Source organism: Corallococcus sp. CA049B, assembly GCF_003611685.1.
Classification (GTDB): Bacteria; Myxococcota; Myxococcia; order Myxococcales; family Myxococcaceae; genus Corallococcus; species Corallococcus coralloides.
The window spans coordinates 17,446-37,827 of record NZ_RAWC01000044.1; the positions used below are offsets into that span (position 1 = coordinate 17,446).

Genomic DNA, 20,382 nt, shown 5'->3' on the forward strand with positions numbered 1-20,382 from the left:
AGGCGGGCTTCCAGCGGGATTGAACGACCAGACCCAAGGTCCGGTTGCGTATCCCGTTCAAGCGCGGATCCACAGCGGTCCCGGAGGATTCGCGCGCCCCCTGACGTCATTCATCTGGAGAGTCCACCGTGGGAGCGCCTTTCGCTCGCGCACAGCCGCGTCCGTTGTCCGAGGCACCGGTCCTGGAGTGGGAGAGCCGGTGGGACATCACCGACTCCGAGCGCATCCGCATCATCCTCGCCACCGCCGCCGCGCTGGGCTCGCCCGCCCTGCTGCGACAGGGAGAGGCGGCGTCGCCGCTGCGGCTGGAGACGCTGGAGCTGGAAGGCGGAGTCCTCCACTGGTCCGGGCTGACGGTGGATCCGGGCGCGGACGCGTGGGAGGTGGAGGTGTTTGGCCATGGCTGCGTCTACCGGATGCTCCTGTCCGGTGAGACGGCGGAGCCGGGGACGTGGGTGACGCCGCTGCCTCGTCAGTTGATCCAGGTGCGCCGCCGGGCGCACCGGCGTGCTCCCGCGCCTCCGGGCCTGCGCGTGCGTCTGCCGCTGCCGGGGTGGCTGGGCCGGGAGCGCGACGCGGTGGATGTGTCCCTGCACGGGATGGCGCTGCGGCTGGGGGCTGGGGAACGTCTTTCGCCGGGCCGGGTGCTCCAGCCCATCGAGCTGCGCACGGCGGCGGGTGAGGTCGTCTCTCTGCGCGGGGAGGTGCGCCATGTGTCGGACCGCTCCGATGGGGAGCTCCAGTGCGGGCTCCTGGTGACGCCGCTGACCTCCGAGGACTCGGAGCGATGGCAGGCGCTGGTGGCTCGGGCCCTTCATCCGACGACGTGTGTCGATGGTGCGCGGGTGGAGGAGCAGTGGCGGCTGTTCATCGACTCCGGCTACTTCAACCTGGCCGGCCGGTCCGCGGAGGACTTCGAGTCGCGGCGGCGGAGCTTCATCGAGCTGGGCCGCCAGGCCGGTTCCATGGGCTCGGTCCTCACCGAGGTGGTGTGGCCTTCCGAGCGTGGCGTGGAGGCGACCCTCTCCGCGATGAAGCCCTACCGCTCCGTGTGGATGGTGCACCAGTTGGCGCGGCGCCAGGACGCCACGCGGTTCGAGCGCCTCAAGGGCCAGATGCTGCGTGAGCTGTACGTGCACTGCGTGGAGCACGCGCAGCGGGACTGCGGGTTCCGGTGGTTCGCGGCGTACATCGAATCGACCGTGCCCTTCACGTCCCGGTCGCACGTCGGCTTCGCGGACCGCATGGCGGCGACGGGCCGGACGCTGATGCTGCCGATGCGAATGATTGACGTCGAGTGTGGCCACTCCCCTGCCCTGCCTTCGACGGGGCTGGAGCTGGGGCCCGCGACGGAGGCGGAGCGGCGGCTGCTCGTGGAGCGGATCGCCCTCACCCGCCCTGCCTGTTACTCCGAGGCGTTGGACCTGCGCATGGAGACGCTGGACCTGCGGGACGTGACTCGGGCCTGGCAGGCGGTGGGCCTGGAGCGCGAGCGGCACCTGCTGGTCGCTCGCGAGGGCGCGAAGCCGGTGGCGGTGGCCGTCCTGGAGTCGGGGCCTCCCGGCACCAATCCCTTCGGTCTGCTGGACTCCGTGCGGGTGTTCGCGCTGTCGCCGCGTGCGCGGCAGGCCTATCCGGCGCTGATGGAGGGGGCTCGAAGCTGGTTCGCCCAACGGGGCCGCGACGGATTCACGTTCCTGGCCGAAGAGGCTGGTGACGTGGAGGCCTCGGGCCTGCACGACGCCGCGCCTGACGCGAGGCCCTCCCTGTGGCTCATCCCCGCCGACCTCGCTCCCGAGTTCCTGGAGCACATCCACGAGCAGACGGCTCCCCGTCCGCTCTCCCACCCCCAGAAGGAGCTGTCATGACCCTCATCCAGACGCAGTACCTGCCGCACGCTCAGCCCACCCGCGCCCGCCTGGAGACGGACCCTGTCGTGCGCACGCTCCTGTCGCCAGACATCACGCCGGACCTGATGGCGCGCTTCCTCATCGAGTGGTCCGCCCGGGGCGCGTACATGACCGAGCCCGTGGACGGATGGATCCGCGGCGCCGGTGAGCGCTGCATCGCGCTGGGCCAGGAGAAGGTGGGCCGGCAGCTCATCACCCACGCGAAGCACGAGGCCGGCCATCACCTGATGACCCTCCAGGACGCTCGCGTGCTGACGGCGCAGTGGAACGCGAGCCACTCGCAGCAGCTGGACGCGGAGGCGCTGGTCGCCCAGGCGCCCACGGCCGCCATGCGCGAGTACCGGCAGGTGCACGACGAGGCCATCACCGGTGACCTGCCTCTGGGCCAGGCGGCCATCGAGTACGAGGTGGGCTACCTGGCGGTGGTGCTGGTGCCGCGCATCCTGGCGAACGTGCGCGCGGTGCTGGGGCAGGGGACGCTGGACACGCTCACCTTCCTGCGCGAGCACGCGGAGGTGGACGTGGGCCACACCGCGCTCAACGAGCGGATGATGGAGGGGCTCTTGAGCACCCACCCCGAGGAAGGCCGGCGGCTGGCGTCGTTCGGCTCGCGCGGGCTGGATTGCTACCTGCGCTTCCTGGACGACTGCATGGAGGCGGCGCGCCGGAGCTTGGGCGGCGTCACCGCCGCTGCCGCCTGAGGGGACTCACGGGGCCGCGTGGCTCCGTGACTTCCAATACTCGCGCTGCGCGGACACGGAGACGAGCTCACGCTCTGGATAGCGCAGCGCGGTCAGCTTGCCTCCGAACACACAGCCCGTGTCCACGCAGAGGGTGTTGTTCACCCATTCGGATTCCGGCACGGGGGTGTGGCCGTACACGACCGTCGCCGGTCCCCGGTAGTCCCGGGCCCAGTCGGCTCGCACCGGCAGGCCGTAGGCGTCCGCTTCTCCCGTCGTCTCTCCGTAGAGGGCGAAGTCGCGCACCTCCGGGGTGTCCCGGCCGTGCATGGACTCCTTCAGGCCTGCGTGCGCCACCACCAGGCGGCCGTCGGCCAGGACGTAGTGCGTGGGCCCGCCCTCGATGAACTCCGCCACGTCCTGGACGAACGCTGGAGGCTCGCGCTCCAGTTGTTCCAGTGTCATCGCGAGCCCGCGGCCTACGCGCACGTCCTTGCCACGCAGCTTCTTGAGCAACTTGATTTCATGGTTGCCCGGCACGAACAGCGCCCTGCCCGCGTACACCATTCCCATCACCAGCTTCAGCACCTCCACGACTCCTGGCCCTCGGTCAATCAGGTCGCCCAGGAACACCACCATGCGTCCTTCGTTGCCCCCCACCTCGAAGCCCTCGTTGTAGCGCAGATAGCCCAGGCGTGGCCCGATGACGTAGCCGAGCTTCGTCAGCAGGGCCTTGAGTTCGTCGAAGCACCCGTGGACGTCTCCGATGATGTCAAAGGGGCCGTGCTCGTACTGACGATGGCAGCGCAGTGGCTGATGCTCGAAGGCCACCGCTCCCACCGTCTCCGGCGTGAGCACGTGCACGTGCCGGATGCCTTCCTTCGTCAGCCCCTTCAGCGCGCTCTGGAGCTGCTGCACCTGGTTGCGCAGGGCCTTGGGACTGGCCGACCCGGAGCGCGTGCGGTTGCGCTCCAGACAGAGCGCTTCCGGCGTGTCCATGGCCACCGCGACCAGGGCCACGTGGTGCTCGCGTGCCAGGGTCACGTAGTGCCTGCGTGACTCGGCGCTGAGGGGGACGCCGTCAATGACGGTGAGCGTGCCCTTCGCGAGCCTTCGCGCCACCTCGTCGTGGAGCTTCGTTTCGTTGCCTGTGCCGGGCAGCACGTCCTCTGGGAGGAAGTGCGCGTTCGCGAGGGTGGACTTGCCGGAGCCGGAGGGGCCCAGGAGCAGCACGAGCGACTGCTCGGGAATGGGGATCATCATGGTGGGAACACCGGGGTGGGGGTCGGCGTACCGACCGGCGCCCCTTCCGGGGCAGGGCGCACGCCACGACTCCGGCGCGCGATCCCTTCCAGTGCCCGGGTCACGCGAGCGTTCGCGGACCCTCCGGCGTCAGACGGGATGCGCTCTCTACGTTTGAACGCGTCCCCGCCTGACATGCGTCACTTCAGGGGCAGCAGGTACGCCTCCAGGAACACATCCGGGAGGCGGTCCATGTCGCCTTCCGGCGTGCGCTGGTAGCCCCGGCGCTGGTACATGCGCGCGACGCCCATCGCGCCCCGGCGTACGTGGAGCGAGATGGCGTCCACGCCCCAGCGCTTCGCGAGGGCTTCCGCCTCCGCCAGCAGCGGCTGGGCCAGGCCCTGGCCGTGGTAGCGCACGGAGGTGGCCAGGGCGCGCAGGTCCGCCGTGCGGGGCAGCCAGGCTTCGGTGCCGGGTGCGCCGGGCGGGTACAGGGCCACGGTGCCCGCGACCTCTCCGTCCACGTCCGCCACCATGATGGTGCACACCTTGCGCCTGGCGGCGACGTCGCGCAGGAACGCCTTGCGCTCCTCGGAGTAGACGACCTCCGGCAGCTTCTTCGCGTACTGCGTGACGTAGGCGTCCACCAACAGCTCGCCAATCGCCTTGTCGTCCTCGGGCCGCGCCTCGCGGATGACGGCTCGCTTCACCACGTCCGTGCTCATGCGCCGCCCTCTAGCATGACGCCCCGGAGCCCGCGCGGCGCTTCCAGGCAGGCAGCCAGGGTTGTACCTCCCCCGTCCGACACGGGCCCGACCTGGCGACCAGGACCGGGGGGCCGGGCCGCGGCGCTTCAAAACCGGTCCGACTGTCGGACAAGTTTCCGCTGCCCGGATGGAACGGGAGCCCCCCGAGCCGCGGGCGTCCCAAACCTGTCCGACTGTCGGACAAGTTTGTCCGGAGTGCCTCCGGCAAGGTGGGCGCCGGGGGCCGGGCGACGGCGCTTCAAAACCGGTCCGACTGTCGGACAGGTTCGCGCTGTGTGCCTCCGGCAAGGTGGGCCCGGGGCCTGGACGCGGTCTTCCAAAACCTGTCCGACTGTCGGACAAGTTTGTCCGGAGTGCCTCCGGCAGGGAGAGCCCTGTCCTGGCGCGTTGCGGCAGGTGCGCTTTGCCTGCCCTCCGTGCGCCTACCTCTTCCGGGCGGGCACGGTCACGTGAGCGTGACGACGGCGCATGCCGCCGAACGCCCAGGCCGCGAACAACAGGCCTCCCGCGACCGTCGCCGTTCCGCCTCCACCCGTGGTGCAGCCTCCCGCCTGCGCGCCAGCGACCGCGTCCGGCGTCACGTCTGAAGAAGCTCCGGGTGAGCCCCGCGAGGGACCTCCCGCGGCTTCGTCCGGCATGGACGCCGTGCCTCCGTCCGTCGGCGGCTGCGTGCCTGCGTCCGGCGGCTGCGCTCCCGCGTCCGGCGTTCGGGTCGCGGTCAGTTCCTCGTAGCGCTGGATGAGCTTCAGCCTCGCCGCGTCGAAGGCGGCGCCGTCGTCCGTCACTTGCGACGCGGCGGGGATCAGGTCCCTGGCCACCTTGCGCGCGAAGTCCGGGTCTCCCGCGTCGCTCACCGCCTTGAGCCACTCGTAGTCCTGCATGCCCTGACGGATGAGCTTGAGCCGCAGCGAGGCCACCGGCACGTCCGTCTTCCCGCCAATGGCCTCCGGCGTGCCCGGGTAGAAGAGCGTCCCGTCCCCGTTGCCGTTGAAGCGGTACTGGTCCGTCCATGCCGTGGAGAGCATGCCCACCGACTGGTAGTAGAGCTCGCCCGTCGCGCCCTGCAGGAACGTCACCCACTCCATCGCGCGCGCCTTCGCCGCCGACCGGTCCAGCATGTACGACGGCCAGCCCGCCCCCGGCTTGTTCTCCGGCGCGTTGGTCCCATACGCACAGCCGTGGCTCATGCAGCTCTGATACATCCACAACGCCGTTCCCGGACGCTCCAGGAAGCGCGTGTACGTCGCCCGCTGGTCGCCCCGGAAGTTCGCGTCCGTGCCGTCCAGGTGGTTCACCAGCGGCACCGCCGTGTCCACCGCGTCCTCCAGGTTGTTGGCCTTCAGCTCGCGCGAGTTCGTCGTCAGCATCGTGCGCAGCCCGGGCGCCGCCTGGCGCACCAGGTCTCCCGTCGCGTGCACCTGCGCGAAGGGCGTGCCGTAGGGCGGCTCGTCCCCCAGCTGCACGTAGGCCCGGTCCAGCCAGCCCTTCGCCTTCATGTGCGCCGTGAAGTCCTTCAGGTTCGCCGCGTCGAGCGGCCCCACGTACTCCAGGCTCGTCATCCGCGCGCCTTGCAGCCGATTGGGCGCCGTGCCCTCCAGGAACGGGCCCCACGTCGCGTCGAAGCTGCTCCACTCCGGCGGCCACGGCTTGCGCGGGAGGAGGCTGGAGAGCGTGAAGCGGTGCTCCAACGCCATCCGCTGGTAGCGCGTGAGCAGCGGCTGGAGTTCCTCTGGCGTGCAGTCCTCGCGGCCCGTGTGCGCGCGGCACACGTGCGGCGGCCAGAGCAGGAACGCGGACGGCAGGGAGGACGTGCTCGGCAAGGCCGCGTCCACCACCGTCAGCCTCGCAGTCACCTGCCGCTGGAAGCCTCCATCCGCCTCCACCGTCACCGTGCCCAGGTAGTCCCCAGGCGGTGCGTCCTCCGGCACGTGCACGTCCACCCAGAGGGCCCGTGCCTCATTCGCTGGCACGTCGAAGGGGAAGGCGCTGCGCGTCTCTCCGGCGATCTCGTCCGTGTCCGGCACCAGCCCGTCCGGCCACGCGCCCACGGGCTCGCCCGCCACCGACGCCTGCTTCGTGGTGACCAGCGCCTGGCGGTACAGCGTCACGTCCGGCCCCGTCAGCGTCTTGGAACCCGGGCCTTCCAACCCGGGCAGCTTCGCGCGCACGCCCGTCAGCCCCGTGTCGCCGCCGTGCAGCGCGACCTGGAAGGAGACGAACTCGTTGCGCGCGGCGGTGAGCCGCACCTCGGTGGCGCTCCGGGCGGCGATTCCCGGCCGCACCTTCACCATCATCCCCTCGCCCCACACGGCGGGCCCGGCCGCGAACACCGGCAGGCCCACGGTCAGCGTCAACAGCGCGGCACGGAACGGTCGAATCGAAGGCATGAAGAATCCAACGCGACCTGGCCCCACGGGCCTTCCCGCCCCTGACATCCCTTGTCAGCCGGACAGGCAGGCAGCCAGCCACTCCCCAGCCATGTCAGCTCAGAGGAAGTCGCCGATGAACCACGGCAGCTGCTCGCCCAGCTTCTGGAGCAGGCCTCTCCGCTTCCAGCCCTGCCAGTGGATCTCCGCCGAGTGCTGGAGGTCCGCCTCGAAGGACTTCGCCAGCTCCTCCGCGAACACCGGGTCCTCCACCATCACCGAGGCCTCGTCGGTGTGGCTGAGCGCCAGCGGATCCAGGTTGGTGGAGCCCACGACGCTCAGCGTGTCGTCCGCGACCAGCGTCTTGGAATGCATCATCGAGATCTCGTACTCGTAGATGCGCACGCCGGCCGCGAGGAGCCGCGCATAGGACGCCCGCTGCGCGTTGAACACGGGCTTCACGTCGTGGTAGCGGCCGGGCACCAGCACCCGCACGTCCACGCCCTCGCGCGCCTTGAGGATGAGCATGTCGCTGATGGCTTCCGACGGGATGAAGTACGAGTTGGCGATCCACAGCCGGTGCTTCGCGGCGGCGATGGACAGCAGCCACATCTTCGACGCCTCCGAGAGGAAGCGGTGCCCGGTGCTGGCCACGAAGAGGGCCCTCGCGTTGCCCGCGGGCGAGAGCTCCGGGAAGGACTCCGGTGGCAGGAAGGCGCCGCCGGACTCCTGCCAGTTCTGCGCGAAGGCGAGCTGCATGCCTCGCACGACGGGGCCTCGCACCCGCACGTTCGTGTCGCGCCAGGTCTCCGCCGCGTCGCCGTTGCCCAGCCAGCTGCGCCAGATGCCGAAGCCGCCGGTCAGCGCGACCTCGCCGTCGCGGATGACCATCTTGCGGTGCATTCGCGCGCGGATCCGCACCGCGTCCAGGGACGTCACCGCGCCCTGGTAGGGACGGTAGATGCGCACGTCGCAGCCGGCGTCCGCGAGCACCGGGGCCACGAGCTCGAAGTTCACGCTGCCCAGCGGATCCACGATGACCCGGCACTGCACGCCGGGGGCACGCTCGCGCAGCGCGATGAGCAGCCGGTCCGACGGGATGCCCGGACGCCAGATGTAGCTGGCGATGTGGATGCTGGAGCGCGCGGCGCGGATCTCCTCCTCGATGACGTCGAAGACCTCGCCGTTCTGCACCAGCTCCACGCCGTTGCCGGGCTCCATCGGGACGCCCATCGTCTGCTCGATGGCCAGGTCCCTCTCGGCCGGGTCCTCCGGCAACGCGCGCAGGCGCAGGTCCTGTCGGTGGTTCGGGTAGGGACACCCCGCGGTGAGCAGGGCGAGCAGGATGGGCCAGACCAGCCGCACGGTCCGGAAGCTAGGGCACCCCCGCCCCTTCCGCATCCGCCGTGTGTCTCCGAGTGGAGGAAGCGCGTGGATGGACACGGACACCGTCCACCCGCCGACGCTTGAGCCCCTTGGCACGAGAGGCCGGTGGTGCTGGACGCGCCGCGTGCGCACTGCTGGGTGCGGACAACGGATGCACAGGAGGACGGACACGGCATGGGGCGACAGGGGATGGCACCCGCGTACGGAGCGCTCCTGTGGGTGGGCCTGCTGGGGGCGCCGGCCGCGTCCGCCTCGGTGTGGAGGCAGGACGTGCCGTCCTCGGGGGATGTTTCATCCGCGCCTCGAGATGAACAGGCGCCCGCGTCACCCGAGCCCGAACCTCCACCGCCTCCGCTGAAGCCCACCGTCCTGGATGCGCCGCTCCTGGACGCGGATCCTCCGCCTCCCGCCGTGCCGCCTCGCCCGCTGCGGCCCTTCATTCCGCACGGCGAGCCCTACACGGAGGCCCCGTTGTCCGCCGGCACCTGGGCCGCGCATGGCGGCGTCACGCTGCTGCCCCTGACCACCGTCTGGGCCGCGACCCGCGTGGGCGGTGATACGCGCCTGGGCGCCACCGCCGCGGAGGCCGCCGCGGGCACGGTGCTCGCGTCGCTTCCGGGGCGCTTCCTCTTCGTGCATCCCTCCTATCCGCTGGGACGGCAGATGGAGCTGGAGGTGGGCGCGTTCGGCGCGGCGATGGTCGTCACGCCGCCCATCGCCGCGCTCGGCACCTGGGGCATGGGAGAGGTTGCGTTCGGCGACAGCCAGCATCGCGGCCACGCGTACCTGGGCGCGCTCGGCGGCGCGACCGTGGGAATGCTGCTGGGCCTCGCCGCGCATGAGGGCCTGCGCCACCTGGCCGGCACCAGCGAACGGCTGGACTTCCTGCGCCAGTACCTCGCGTTCTCGCTCATCGGCAGCGGAGCGACGGTGGGCTATCAGTGGAGCCGCACCCCCACGCCCAGTCATTGACGCATTGTTTCGCCGCATCGGGGTTTCAAATTTCTTCCCGCGTGCGGCGCCTCGGCGCCCCGCCCTCCGCGCGTGCGCGCGTGCCTGCAATCTCGCCAGTGGCGTTGTCAGCCCCGGTCCCTAGAGTGCTCCGTGCAGCGCCAACACATCGCAGGGAGACGACACCATGCAGGCTCGCAAGAACGTCCGTCGCATCGCATTCGTCCTCGCCGCCGCCGCCACCGTGATGGGCCTGGGCATCGCCGCCACGCCGTCCTCCGCCGACGCGCAGGACTGCACGCCCACGTGTTTCAAGAACCCCATCACCGGGCAGATCACCTGTACGTACCCCTGCCCGTAGTCCCGGGCCGGACACGACCGTGATGGAAAAAGGCCCCGCCCGCTTCATGCCGGGCCGGGGCCTTCTTCATGCGCCATGCTCGGATGAGTGCGCGCTACTCCGTGCGCATCGCCTCCACGGGGTCCAGCTTCGCGGCGCGCGCCGCCGGGTAGATGCCGAACGCCAGCCCCACCCCGCAGCTCATCACCAGCGACACCACCACGGACCACATGGGGACCTCCGTGGGCAGGTTGATCATCCAGCGCGCCAGGTGCGCCAGGCCCACGCCCAGCGCCACGCCCACCGCGCCGCCCACCAGCGACAGCACCACCGCCTCCAGCGCGAACTGCGCGAGGATGCGGTAGCGCTTGGCCCCCAGCGCCTTGCGGATGCCAATCTCCCGCGTCCGCTCCGTCACGGCGACCAGCATGATGTTCAGGATGCCGATGCCGCCCACCAGCAGCGACAGGATGCACACGCCGAAGCTGGCCGCGGACACCGCCGCGGAGAGGCTGTTGAACATCTGCGTGGCGGACGCATTGTTGTAGAGGAAGAAGTCGTCCGGTTCGTCCGGCTTGAGCCCGTGGCGGCGTCGCATGAGCAGCGTCACTTCATCCTGGGCCCGCTGGAGCACCTCCGGGGACTTCGCCTGGATGCTGATGCGGAAGTCGCGCACGCCGAACATGGACGCGAAGGTGGACAGCGGAATCATGGCCTGGTTGTCCTGGCTGCCGCCGCCCAGGAACCCGCCCCGGCGCTTGAGCGTGCCCACCACCTGGAAGGTGCGGCCCAGGAGGCGGAACTCGCGGTTCAGGGGGTCCAGGCCGGGCCACAGCGTGTCCGCCAGGTCCTGGCCAATCACCGCCACGCGCCGGCCGTCCACGAACTCCGCGTCCGTGAAGGGCCGCCCGCTGGAGAGGCTCACCGAGTTGGTGTTGAAGTACTCCGCCGTACCGGCCCAGACGTTCACGTTGGGGCGCGACTCGCGGTCCGCGGTGGAGGCCTTCTGGCCGCCCTTGGAGTCTTCACCCGCGGCCTGTGAGATGGAGGGCTGCGTGCGGATGGCGTCCAGGTCCGCGTAGCTGAAGCGCGGCCGGCGCGCGAGCTCCGCGATGGACAGCTCGCCCTGGCCGAAGGGCAGCCGCTGCACCTGGAAGCAGTCGCTGCCCAGCTCCGACATCTGGTCGTTCACCTGGTTCTTGAGCCCCTCGATGAGGGACATCATGGACACCACGGTGGTGACGCCGATGACGATGCCCAGCAGCGTGAGGAAGGAGCGCAGGGGGTTGGAGCGGAACGTGCCGAACGCCAGCCGCACCGTGTCCCAGAAAGCCATCCACATGGTCAGGTCTCCCGCTCGCGCCTAGTCGTGGCGGAGCGCTTCCACGGGGTCCAGGTTCGCGGCGCGCGCCGCCGGCCAGATGCCGAACAGCAGGCCCACCACCGCGGAGAAGCCCACGCCCAGCACCACCGTCATGGGCTGCACCGCCGCCGCCAGGGGCGTGAGGTAGTTCACCAGCCACGCGAGGCTCATGCCCACCGCGGTGCCCATGGCGCCGCCCACCGCGGACACGCTGGCCGCCTCCATGAGGAACTGGAGGATGATGGTGTGCTTGCGAGCGCCCAGCGCCCGCCGGACGCCAATCTCGCGGGTCCGCTCGCGCACGGACACCAGCATGATGTTCATGATGCCGATGCCGCCCACGAGCAGCGTGATGAGCCCGACGCCGGTGGCCGCGCCGTAGAGCGCGCCGGTGAGCTGCGCGTACATGTTGGCCAGTTGGTCCGGCCGGTTGATGGCGAAGTCGTCCGGCGCGCCGGGCTTGGTGTTGCGCTCACGGCGCAGCGTCTCCGTGAGGCGGTCCTGCACGCGGGGGATGTTCTCCTGCTGGTCCACCGCGAGCACCAGGGTCACGTCGCGCTGGGTGCCGAAGTGCCCCTGGAACGCGGTGTACGGCAGCATCACCACCAGGTCCACGTTCTGCCCCAGCAGCGTGCCGCGCTCCACGATGACGCCCGCGATGCGGTAGGGGCGGCGGTCCACGAGGATGCGGTGGCCCACCGGGTTGATGCCCGGGAAGAGCACCTTGCCGATCTCCGCGCCAATCACCACGACGGGGGAGCGGTTGTCCACGTCCGCCTGCGTGAGGAAGCGGCCCTGGCCCATCTCCACGGAGGACGTCATCGCGTAGTCGGGGCTGGTGCCCATGGTCTGCACGGAGGCGAGCTTCCGGTTCTGGAAGGACACCTCCGCGTTGACGAACATCATGGGGGCCACGGCGATGACGTGCTCGGAGGCGGCGCGCATGGGCTCCACCAGGTCCAGCGAGAGCTTCTTGCGGTTGCGGTACGCCCACCAGTCCCCGTTCATCACCCAGGGGAACTTGGACACCTGGAGCGTGTTGGAGCCGATCTTGCTGAGCTGGTCCGCGAACGAGCTGTTCAGCCCCTGGATGATGCCGACGATGGCCAGCAGGGTGCACACGCCCACGCCGATGCCCACCGTGGTGAGCACCGTCCGCAGCCGGTTGGAGCGCAGCGAGGTCAGCGCGATGCGCGCGCCCTCCCACACGTCGACCCGGAAGTTCACGAAACCACCCCTTCACGCTGGAAGCCGCGCGGCCTGGCGCACACCGGGAGGGTCCCCGGCGGACGGGCCGCGTCAGGCACTCTACGCCCAGGAGGGCCGCCCATTGCACGCGGCCTTCACCGGACAGCGTTTCACGGCGGGATTTTCCCGTTTCAGGGCAGTACGGTCACCGTGTCACCGGTCAGGCGCACCTTGACGGTGACCTCGTTGGGGAGCGTGCCGGCCTCGTCCACGATGTGGTTCTCGTCCACGCCCACGCGCACGGTGTACTCGCCGTCCGGGGTGTCGGTGACGTCCAGCCACTGGCAGGGCAGGTCCGCGGTGTAGACGTCCGACCAGCCGGGCGAGATGCCCGTGCCCGGGTCGTACCAGCTGTAGGGTTCCCCGTCCGCGCAGTACTGGGTGAAGTCGATCATGTAGAAGCCCTGCTTGCGCCCCACGGACGTGGTGTTGCCCGCCGCGTCCTTCAGGTCGTAGCCGGCGAAGTTCGTCAGGTGGTGGTGCTCATGGCACTCGTCGTAGACGAAGAGGTCCGGCCGCTCCTCCGGTGAAGGCACCACCAGCGGGCCCGTGCCCATGTTCATGATGGAGGTGGTGAAGCGCAAGAGGCGCCGCTCACCGCCCGCGGGCACGCAGCCCTCGCGCACCTCGCACGAGTCCGCCGTGAAGGAGCGCCGGTCGATGTAGAGCGTGCGGGCGAGGACGTCCCGGTCCACCGTGAGGTCCGGCTTGCCGTTCACGGGGTCTACCTGGAGGCCGCACGTCCGCGTGGGCGCCAGCGCGGGCGCGGGCTCCCGCGAGTCCGGCACCGCGCCGCCGCCGAACACCATCACCCGGCCCAGGGCGGACTCGCCGCCGCCTCCCGAGGGTGTGCCCGCGGGCGTGCCGCTGAGTCCCGGGGACACGCCCACCACCAGGTCGTCGTACCCGTCCCCGTCCAGGTCGCCCGCGGAGGCCATGCCCAGGTAGTCGGTGCCCATCGACGTCTGGAGGTCGAGCCGGTTGGCGCGCGGCCACGCCCACACCGGCTCCAGCGGACCGGACACGTCCGCGGTGGGGCGGAAGAGGTACGCGCGGCCCACGGCGCCCATGGCGAAGTCGTGGCCCGTGCCGCCCTCCACCATGGAGCCCACGGAGACGACGGTCTTGCTGAAGGTGACGAAGGCCTGTCCCAGGAGGGGGAAGGCCGCGTCGTCCATGGGCTGCCAGGTGATTCGCGGCGCGTAGCCAGGGCCCGCGGCGTCGGACAGGTGCAGGCGCTGGCTGCCGTCCAACAGCAGGAGCGCCTCCGCGCGGCCGTCTCCGTTCAGGTCGGGCAGCGCGGCGAACAGCTCGGCCTGCCCCGTCCACACCGGCTGCGCCGTGAGCGGCCCTTCACAGACGCGAGCGCCACCCGCCTTGCACCCCAGGAAGAGCTCCACCGTGAAGTCATCGTGGGTCACGGCCAGGTCCTGCACCCCGTCCCCGTCCGCGTCGCCCGCGGGGTTGGGGACGCCGGTCAGCTTGCGCACGGCGGTGAAGGCGCCCTCCGGTGCGCCCGGCGTCGCCCGGTACACGGTGAGCTCCCCGTCGAGCGTGGAGACGGCGAGCTCGTCCTTCCCGTCTCCGTCCAGGTCCAGCAGCCGCGCGCCCTTGAAGCGCAGGGTGGTGGAGTCCGGCGCTCGGAACACGGGCTGCGCCAGCACCTGGGACAGGTCCGGCCCGCCCTTGAAGACGCTGACGCCGAAGGCGGTGGCGACGAGCACGTCCGCGTACGCGTCCCCGTCGATGTTGCCCGTGGTCACCGTCATCCGGCTGCTGGAGGCGCGAGGGCTGGGGTGCACCCACGACAGCGTGGTGGTGACCGGGGTCTTCGAGAAGTCGCGCGCCTCGCCCGCGTACACCATCACGCGGCCAGGGTCGGTCTGGGTGCTCGAGCAGGGCGCGGACGTCACCAGCAGGTCCTTGCGCCCGTCCCCGTCGAGGTCTCCCACCGCCACGGTGCGGCCGAAGCATTCCCTGGGGTTCGCGCCATCACCGGTCACCTGCCAACGCGGCGTTTCGGAGAGGGTGGAGCCCGCGTCCGGTGTGCCGGCGTCGGGCTGGGGCTTCGGGTCGTCCTTGCAGCCCGTCAAGACCAGAAGCCCCACCACCGCGCAGGACCGCGCGCATCGCATCCGCATCGTGTCGCTCTCCCCGGAATGAACCGGCCGGCATTGCACCGGCCCCATCACCAGGAGCCCCTTCGCGGAGAAACGATGCGCGCGGTCCGCCCTTTCGCGTCAGGGCAGCACGGTCACGGTGTCCCCCTTCAGGCGCACCTTGACGGTGGCTTCGTTGGGGAGCGCGTCGAGCTCGTCGATGATGTGGTTCTCATCCACGCCCACCCGCACGGTGTAATCGCCGTCCGGAGTGTCCGTGACGTCCAGCCACTGGCAGGCGGTGTCCGCGGTGTAGACGTCCGACCAGCCCGGCGAGATGCCCGTGCCCGGGTCGTACCAGGAGAACGGGGTGCCGTCCGCGCAGTACTGGGTGAAGTCCACCATGTAGAAGCCCTGCTTGCGCCCCATGGACAGGGAGTTGCCGGAGGCATCCTTGAGGTCGTAGCCGGCGAAGTTCACCAGGTGGTCGTGCTGGTGGCACTCGTCGTAGACGAAGAGGTCCGGGCGCTCCTGCGGCGAGGGCACCACCGCGGGCGCGGTGCCCATGTTCACGATGGAGGTGGTGAAGCGCAAGAGGCGCCGCTCGCCGCCCGCGGGCACGCAGCCTTCACGCACCTCGCAGGAGTCCGCCGCGAAGGCGCGCCGCTCGATGTAGAGCGAGCGGGCGATGACGTCCCGGTCCACCGTGAGGTCCGGCTTGCCGTTCACGGAGTCCACCTGGAGACCGCACGTCTTCGTGGGCATCAGCGCGGGCGCGGGCTCCTGCGAGTCCGGCACCGCGCCGCCGCCGTACACCCGCACCCGGCCCGGGGCGCGCGTGCCGTCATTCTCCTGCGAGAGGCCCACCACCAGGTCGTCGTAGCCGTCCCCGTCCAGGTCGCCGGGGCTCGCCACGCTGGGGAGGATGAAGCCCAGCATCGTCTGGGACAGGAGGCGGTTGGCGCGCGGCCACGACCACACCGGCTCCAGCGGACCGGACACGTTCGCCGTGGGGCGGAAGAGGTACACGCGCCCCAGCGAGGCGAGCACGAAGTCGTGGCCCGTGCTCCCCTCCACCATGGCGCCCACGGTGAGGCTCTGGGCGGCCACGCTGGGGAAGGCCGGGTCGTCCATCAACGTCCACACGGGCGTGGCGGAGTAGCCCTGGACGGAGGCGTCGGACAGGTGCAGGCGCACGCTGCCCCTCAGCCCCGCGAGCATCTCCGGACGGCCGTCCCCGTTCAGGTCCGGAATCCCTCTCACGCTCTCCGCCGTGCCCTTCCACACCGGCTGCGTGGTGAGCGGTCCATCACAGACGCGCGAGCTGTCCGCCTTGCAGCCCAGGAAGAGGCCCTGGCTGTTCTCCTCGTCGTACAGGGGGATGAGCAGGTCCTGGGCGCCGTCCCCATCCGTGTCTCCGGCGGGTGACGCGTAACCGGAGAGCACCCGCACGTTGGTGAAGGGGCCCTCCTTCCCGCCGGGCGTCGCGCGGTAGATCGTGGTGCTCCCGGTGAAGGTGGAGACGATGAGGTCGTCCAGCCCGTCGCCATCCACGTCCAGCAGCCGCCCGATGCCGAAGCGCGTGGTCGAGGAGTCCGGCACGCGGAACAGCGGCTGGGCGAACACCTGGGACAGGTCCGGCCCGCCCTTGTACACACTGACGCCGTAGTAGCTCTTCACCACCACGTCCGCGTACGCATCCCCGTCGACGTCGCCCGTGCCCACCGTCATCTGGTAGCCCGACGTGCGCGGGCTGGGGTGCACCCATGACAGCTTGGAGGTGACGGGCGTCTTGGAGAAGGAGGCCCCCTCTCCGGGGTACACCATCACGCGGCCGGGGTTCGTGGGGCCGCTGGTGCACGGCGGAGAGATGACCACCAGGTCCTTGCGCCCGTCCCCGTCGAGGTCACCCAGCGCCACGCCGCGGCCGAAGCACTCCTTCGGTTCGAGGCCATCCCCTTCGACCTCCCAGAGGGGCGTCTCGGAGAGGGTGGGCCCGGTGGAGCCGGCGTCGTCCTGGGAACCCGCGTCCGGGACGCCCGCGTCGGGCTGGGGCTTCGGGTCGTCCTTGCAGCCCGCCGTCAGGGACACCACCACGGCGCAGGCCAGCGCTCCACGGATCCGCATGTTCACTCCTGGGCAGGACGCGCTCACGCCCCCAGCGCATCCGAGGTCCCGCATGAAGGGGCGCGCAGGATAGAGCGGCGTGCTCCGTTCCCCGAAAGGCCCTTCCTGGATGAACGGTTCTTCCGACGGCTGCCCGACGGCGCATTGCCTTCCGGACGGAGAGCAGCCGGGCAGGCGGGCATGGCCAGCCCCCGCCGCCATCCCCACATTCGCGCGAATGCACGCGCCCTGAGCACGTGCCCGAGCCATGGCCGACACCGCCGCCGACACCGCCCTGGACTCCCACGCCGCTCCGGCGTCCGAGCGGTTCAGCCGCTCACAGAAGGCCTTCACGCTGGCGGGGGCGCTGCTGGGGCTGCTGCTGGCGGCGTTGGACCAGACCATCGTGGCCACGGCGGGGCCCACCATCCAGGCGGACCTCCACATCGCGCCGGAGCATTACCCGTGGCTCACCACCGCGTACCTGGTGGCCTCCACGATGATGGTGCCCGTGTGGGGCAAGCTGTCGGACCTGCTGGGCCGCCGCGCGGTGCTGGTGGCGGGCATCGCCGTGTTCCTCACCGGCAGCTTCCTGTGCGGCGCGGCCCGCTCCACGCTCGTGCTCATCCTCTGCCGCGCGGTGCAGGGGCTGGGCAGCGCGGCGCTCTTCACCGCTGCGCTGGCGGTGGTGGCGGACCTGTTCCCGCCGAGCGAACGGGGCAAGTACCAGGGCCTGTTCGGCGCGGTGTTCGGCCTGTCCAGCGTCATTGGCCCGCTGGCCGGTGGCTTCATCACGGACGCGCTGGGCTGGCACTGGGTGTTCTTCATCAACCTGCCGGTGGGCGCGCTCGCGCTGGCGCTCATCATCCTGCGCATGCCGGCGCTCAAGCCGGAGGGCGTGCACGGCGGGAAGCTGGACCTGTTGGGGGCGGTGGCGCTGGCGGTAGGTGTCGTGCCGCTGCTGCTCGCGCTCAGCCTGGGCCACGGCGCGGCGGCGCCCAGGGCGGGCGGGTTCCCGTGGGGCTCCGCGCCCATCCTGGGGTTGTTCGCGCTGTCGGCGGTGGGGCTGGGACTCTTCGTGTGGAGGGAGCGCCATGCGAAGGAGCCGCTGCTGGAGCCGTCGCTGTTCCGCCTGCGCGCGTTCTCCGCGGGCAACGCGGCGGTGTTCATCATTGGCGCGGTGTTCCTGGCGTCTGTCACCTTCCTGCCGCTGTTCATGGTGAACGTGGTGGGGCTGTCCGCGACGCACTCCGGGCTGACGCTGACGCCGCTGACGCTGGGCGTGGTGGCGGGCAACGTGCTGTCCGGGCAGCTGGCGTCCCGGATGGGCCGCTACAAGGCGCTGATGGTGGGGGCGCTGCTGTTCCTCATGGGCGGCTTCGCGGTGATGGCCTTCACGCTGACGCCGGACTCCAGCCAGGCCGAGGTCACCGTGAAGATGGTGCTGGTGGGCCTGGGCCTGGGCCCGTCCATCCCGCTCTACACCGTGGCCGTGCAGAACTCCGTGCCGCCCCAGCGCATTGGCGTGGCCACGTCCGCGACGACGTTCTTCCGGCAGCTGGGCATGACGGTGGGCGTGGCGCTCCTGGGCACCGTGTTCGCGGGCACGCTGGGCCGGGAGCTGCACGCGCGCACGCAGCAGGCCACGCGCGGGCTGCCTCCGGACGTGCGTCAGGAATTGCACGCGTCCGCGCCGGCGGGCCTGGGCGGAGGAGAGGGCGCGCCGCAGGGCCAGCGGTTCCAACCGGAGCAGGTGAAGGCGAAGCTGCGCGAGGGCTTCGCCGAGGAGCGGCGGCAGGCATTGCAGGAGGGGCCCGAGGCCCGCGCGCGAGTGGACGCGGACGAGGCCCGCGCGCTGTCCACCGTGGACCGCATGGAACGCGCGCTGAAGGAGTCCTTCACCCGCGCGACGATGGCGGTGTACCGCTTCGCCATCTTCGTCGCGCTGGCGGCCCTGCTCGTCACGCTGCTCTTGCCGGAGCTGCCGCCGCGCCGGGGCGGGCCGCGCAAGGCCCCGGCGGAGGCATAGCAGCGCCCTACTTCTTCGGCGGCGGCGGCCCGTCCGACTCCGGCCCGGTGGGGCGCGCGAGCGTGCCCGGAGACTCCGCCAGCGCGTACGCCATCCACGTCACCGCGGCGGTGCTGCGCGACAGGTCCTGGGGGTCCACCTTGTCCAGCGTGTCCGCCATGGAGTGGTGCACGTCGAAGTAGCGGCTGCTGTCCACGCGCACGCCCACGAAGGGCACGTGCGCGGGCTCCATGGGGCTCAGGTCCGCGCCCGTCGCGTGCCCCACCAGGAACTTCGCCGCGCCCAGGCCTTCCAGCGGCGCCAGCCACGGCCACAGCAGCGTCTCACCGCCCGGCCCCGCGTGCAGGCTCACGCCCAGGGGGCGCCCTCCGCCCGCGTCCATCTCGATGGCGGCCACGTGCTTGGGCAGCTCCTTCGCATGCGCTTGCGCGTACGCGCGGCCGCCGCGCAGCCCGTTCTCCTCGTTCATGAACAGCACCACGCGCACCGTGCGCCGGGGCGCCTGGGGCAGCTTCGCGATGAGCCGCGCGGCCTCCATCACCATCACCACGCCCGCGCCGTCGTCGTGCGCGCCCGTGCCCACGTCCCACGAGTCCAGGTGCGCGCCCAGCAGCACCACCTCGTCCGGCTTCTCGCGGCCCCGCACCTCCGCCACCACGTTGGACGAGTCCGCGTCCGGCAGGTCCGAGCACCCCAGCACCAGCCGCACCTTCACCGCCCCGCCCTGGAGCATCCGGTGCAGCGTGAGCGCGTCCTCCACCGACACCGCCGCCGCGGGCAGGCGCGGGCCGCCTTCGTCGAAGCGCGTGGCGCCCGTGTGCGGCGTGCTCAGCGACGCCGTGGCCAGCGAGCGCACCAGCGCGGCCACCGCGCCCTGCTTCGCCGCCGCCGCCGGACCCCGGCCTCGCAGCCCCGCGAAGCGGCCGTAGTCCGCCGCCTCCGACATGGTGTGGTTGAAGAACACGATGCGGCCCTTCACCTTGTCACCCAGCGCCGCCAGCTCCTCCAGGGAGTTCACCTCCACCACCTCCGCCGTGACGCCCTCCGGCGGCGTGGGCGCGCTGCCGCCCAGGGCCAGCAGCGACAGGGGCAGGCCGCGCGTGCGCGCGGAGGCGAGGATTTCGCCGTGCTCCTCGCCCCGCACCCAGCGCGGCACCTTCACCGGCTCCTTCCACGCCTTCACCCCGTCCGCCTGGAACCCGCGCAGGGCCCACTGCACCGCGGCCTCCGCGGACTCGGAGCCGGACAGGCGCGGCCCGATGCCGTCCGTCAGCTCCGCCAGCCGCGCGTACGCATGGCCTTCCGCGAGCGCGGGCCCCACCAGCTTCGCCGCCGTGGCCTGCTGCGCGGCGCTCAGCTTCGTCACGGCCGGGGGCGTGGCCTTCACCGACGAGGTGGCCGGGGACTTCGGCGCGGGCTCCTGGGAGGGCGCGGTGGCCGTGTTCTGGGGGGAAGGCGACGCCGAGGTGAGCAGCCGCAGGGCCAGCGAGATGGGCAGGACGAAGGTGGACGTGGACACTCGAATCCTCGAGGGGACCTGATGAGTGATGAGGGGCGGGGTGGAAGTCCCAGGGGCCACCGCGCGCCGAGAGGGGGAACGCGGCGCGCGGGGCTCAACTGGGACGTCACGCACCGGTTCCGCGGTTGGGGAACGCGAGGCCCGGTACATACGCCATCTTCCAAGAAGAAGAGGACGTGCGTGCATTCTTTAAAGAAATTCCTGGCAGCGTCAAGGCGGGAAGTGAGCATTGCGACCCGCGGGTGATGTGAGTGTTCACGACCCTCCGCTACGCGGGACGTCCCCTGGCTCGCATCCGCCCTGGGTGACCCGTGACGTCTTTCCGCTTCCGCGGGCCCTGGACACGCCGCCGCGCGCCCTATTCCCCGGGCCCGGG

Annotated in this window: 14 protein-coding genes; 5 read left to right on the forward strand and 9 right to left on the reverse strand. The window is 71.2% G+C overall.

What is annotated here, in order from left to right; all coding sequences use genetic code 11:
- Positions 1–128: 128 nt before the first annotated feature.
- Positions 129–1,868: a PilZ domain-containing protein gene (locus D7W82_RS13025; RefSeq protein ID WP_147439308.1), complete on the forward strand. Its 1,740-nt coding sequence runs from the start codon at positions 129–131 to the stop codon at positions 1,866–1,868.
- Positions 1,865–2,611: a hypothetical protein gene (locus D7W82_RS13030; RefSeq protein WP_120618657.1), complete on the forward strand. Its 747-nt coding sequence runs from the start codon at positions 1,865–1,867 to the stop codon at positions 2,609–2,611. The genes D7W82_RS13025 and D7W82_RS13030 overlap by 4 nt, the downstream gene beginning before the upstream one ends.
- A 6-nt stretch (positions 2,612–2,617) precedes the next feature.
- Here D7W82_RS13030 and D7W82_RS13035 read toward each other — a convergent pair whose 3' ends face one another.
- The 4 genes from D7W82_RS13035 to D7W82_RS13050 form a co-directional block, all read right to left on the reverse strand.
- Positions 2,618–3,853: an AAA family ATPase gene (locus D7W82_RS13035; protein WP_120618658.1), complete on the reverse strand. Its 1,236-nt coding sequence runs from the start codon at positions 3,851–3,853 to the stop codon at positions 2,618–2,620.
- Positions 3,854–4,032: 179 nt separating this feature from the next.
- The gene (locus tag D7W82_RS13040; RefSeq protein WP_120618659.1) at positions 4,033–4,557 is read right to left on the reverse strand and encodes a GNAT family N-acetyltransferase; all 525 of its coding nucleotides are present in this window, start codon (positions 4,555–4,557) and stop codon (positions 4,033–4,035) included.
- A 464-nt stretch (positions 4,558–5,021) separates the two neighbouring features.
- Positions 5,022–6,986, reverse strand: coding sequence for a DUF4091 domain-containing protein (locus D7W82_RS13045; protein WP_120618660.1), 1,965 nt, complete (start codon positions 6,984–6,986; stop codon positions 5,022–5,024).
- Between the two features lie 99 nt (positions 6,987–7,085).
- On the reverse strand, positions 7,086–8,330 hold the full coding sequence (locus D7W82_RS13050; RefSeq protein WP_120618661.1) for a phosphatidylserine/phosphatidylglycerophosphate/cardiolipin synthase family protein: 1,245 nt from the start codon (positions 8,328–8,330) through the stop codon (positions 7,086–7,088).
- A gap of 195 nt (positions 8,331–8,525) precedes the next feature.
- Here D7W82_RS13050 and D7W82_RS13055 point away from each other — a divergent pair, with 195 nt between their 5' ends.
- Both D7W82_RS13055 and D7W82_RS40930 read left to right on the forward strand, forming a co-directional pair.
- Complete coding sequence (locus D7W82_RS13055; protein ID WP_147439309.1) at positions 8,526–9,323, forward strand: hypothetical protein; 798 nt, start codon at positions 8,526–8,528, stop codon at positions 9,321–9,323.
- A gap of 166 nt (positions 9,324–9,489) precedes the next feature.
- Positions 9,490–9,663: a hypothetical protein gene (locus D7W82_RS40930; protein WP_014392946.1), complete on the forward strand. Its 174-nt coding sequence runs from the start codon at positions 9,490–9,492 to the stop codon at positions 9,661–9,663.
- A 94-nt stretch (positions 9,664–9,757) separates the two neighbouring features.
- On the opposite strand, the gene D7W82_RS13060 is transcribed toward D7W82_RS40930, so the two are convergent.
- From D7W82_RS13060 to D7W82_RS13075, 4 genes are all read right to left on the reverse strand, one after another.
- Complete coding sequence (locus D7W82_RS13060; RefSeq protein ID WP_120618663.1) at positions 9,758–10,984, reverse strand: ABC transporter permease; 1,227 nt, start codon at positions 10,982–10,984, stop codon at positions 9,758–9,760.
- A 21-nt stretch (positions 10,985–11,005) separates the two neighbouring features.
- Positions 11,006–12,232, reverse strand: coding sequence for an ABC transporter permease (locus D7W82_RS13065; RefSeq protein ID WP_120618664.1), 1,227 nt, complete (start codon positions 12,230–12,232; stop codon positions 11,006–11,008).
- Between the two features lie 152 nt (positions 12,233–12,384).
- Positions 12,385–14,346 (reverse strand): lysyl oxidase family protein, encoded by a 1,962-nt coding sequence (locus D7W82_RS13070; protein WP_233587458.1) that lies wholly within the window; start codon positions 14,344–14,346, stop codon positions 12,385–12,387.
- Between the two features lie 147 nt (positions 14,347–14,493).
- Complete coding sequence (locus D7W82_RS13075) at positions 14,494–16,479, reverse strand: lysyl oxidase family protein (RefSeq protein WP_120618666.1); 1,986 nt, start codon at positions 16,477–16,479, stop codon at positions 14,494–14,496.
- Between the two features lie 247 nt (positions 16,480–16,726).
- On the opposite strand from D7W82_RS13075, the gene D7W82_RS13080 reads away from it, so the two are divergent.
- Positions 16,727–18,487 (forward strand): MDR family MFS transporter, encoded by a 1,761-nt coding sequence (locus D7W82_RS13080; protein WP_120618667.1) that lies wholly within the window; start codon positions 16,727–16,729, stop codon positions 18,485–18,487.
- Positions 18,488–18,494: 7 nt separating this feature from the next.
- Here D7W82_RS13080 and D7W82_RS13085 read toward each other — a convergent pair whose 3' ends face one another.
- Complete coding sequence (locus D7W82_RS13085; RefSeq protein WP_120618668.1) at positions 18,495–20,006, reverse strand: M20/M25/M40 family metallo-hydrolase; 1,512 nt, start codon at positions 20,004–20,006, stop codon at positions 18,495–18,497.
- Positions 20,007–20,382: the final 376 nt, after the last annotated feature.